Source organism: Blautia sp. XA-2221, from assembly GCF_028767025.1.
Lineage (GTDB): Bacteria > Bacillota > Clostridia > Lachnospirales > Lachnospiraceae > Blautia_A.
In genome coordinates, this window is sequence record NZ_JAJQXX010000029.1 from 1 (window position 1) to 1684 (window position 1684).

1 protein-coding gene is annotated in these 1684 nt (G+C 40.0%); it reads right to left on the reverse strand.

Going from position 1 to position 1684, the window contains the following annotated elements; all coding sequences use genetic code 11:
• Window positions 1-100 precede the first annotated feature (100 nt).
• Window positions 101-1363: an IS110 family transposase gene (locus LU279_RS13420; protein ID WP_274422984.1), complete on the reverse strand. Its 1263-nt coding sequence runs from the start codon at window positions 1361-1363 to the stop codon at window positions 101-103.
• Between the last annotated feature and the right edge of the window lie 321 nt (window positions 1364-1684).

Genomic DNA, 1684 nt, shown 5'->3' on the forward strand with positions numbered 1-1684 from the left:
AAGTTTGAAACAAAGAGGTAGTGGGTAGAAAAAAATAAATTGCATAGCAAACAAGCCATCTTTCGGTGGCTTTTCAAAAAAGTAAATATAGACACAACACCTAATTCATAGCCGGAGTAACATCATCCTTGATAGTATATCCACGCTGTTTTAGTAGATTAAGTGCCTGTGAAGTAGTTAGTACTTTTGATTCATTCACAGGACGTGATTCAAGAAAACCCTCTGCTGTGTATGGTTTCAAATCTGAGAGTATGTGCCAGATAGCGGTCAGGAACATACGACAGATTGCAATGACGGCTTTCTTGTGACCACGGTGCGATTTTATACGCTTATAGCGGTGGGTTATTTCAGGATGTTTCTTGGAACGCAATAAACCATTTGCAACTTGTACCAATATTGGTTTAATATAATTACCAGCACGGGAAATTCGAGTTGATTTGATTTTTTTGTTGCTCTTGTCATTGCGTGGACAACATCCCGCCCATGAAACGAGGTGCTTAGCTGTGGGGAAGACAGACATATCACCACCGATTTCGGAAAGGATTTGAATTGCGGTCATTTGGTTTTTACCAAATCCGGGAACAGTGCGAATTAGATCAAGAGCATCCTGGTATTTATCAGAGAGACGAAGGATTTCCCGTTCTATTTCTTCAAGATGTTTTTCTAATTCATCGATGTGGTTAAGACACTGACGAAGTTTAATGGCTTGTTCCGGAGAAATAGCGCCATCAACAGCTGCTTGTATTTCTTCGATAGGTGTTTTACATCGACCATCTACGAACGGTGCTACATCAAAAAGTTCCCCCGGATGAGTGAGCATATATTCAGTAATGGAACGAGAAGATTTTCCAAACACATCACTGAAGACATCGTCCAACTTAAGATTAGATACAGTAAGACAATTCTGAGCACGATTCTTCTCTCCTGTAATCATACAGGTAAGTTTGAAGCGGTATCTTACTAAATCCCTTAAATGGCGAATGTCAGCAGGCGGAATAAAGGAAGGTCTAATCATTTCACACATGAACAGGTCACAAATCCATTTCGCATCCTTACGGTCAGTCTTGTTTCCTTTTTGAGGCTTTGTATATTTTGGATGAGCAAGAATAACGGAAATATTTGCTTTTTCCAAAAGATTAAATACCGGAATCCAATACTTGCCGGTAGATTCCATACAAACTTCAGAACAATTGTACTTTGCAAGCCAATCACACAGTTCCTTCAAACCTTTTGAAAAAGAAGAGAAACGAGCTTGCTTGTAATCTGTTCTACCGTTGGAATCAGTGATACCGATGCAAGCGTAGATCCAAGTTTTGTGGACATCAAGTCCGCAGCAATTAAAACGAAAAATTTTGAAAGACAATAAAATAACCTCCTGATTTTGTAGTGACAAAACTGACAGTGACTGGTCATCCGGCAAAATCGAGTCGACTTTGGAAGAGATAAGTTTACGGGCTACGTTATGCGCCATTCATTGATGCCTTAACGGATGACCGACAACATATAATTATGCGAGGTCGCCGCTATACAGCCCCGCCACTCACCTCCACGTGTTCTGTAGTGTGTCAGTCTTATAAGAAGATAATATCAGAAGGAAAATAGATTAGATAGCAGAAGTTTGCCGACGGGTTTCATAACCCCATTGGTGCCTTTTGCAGAAAGGCGGATTATAATTATGATAAAA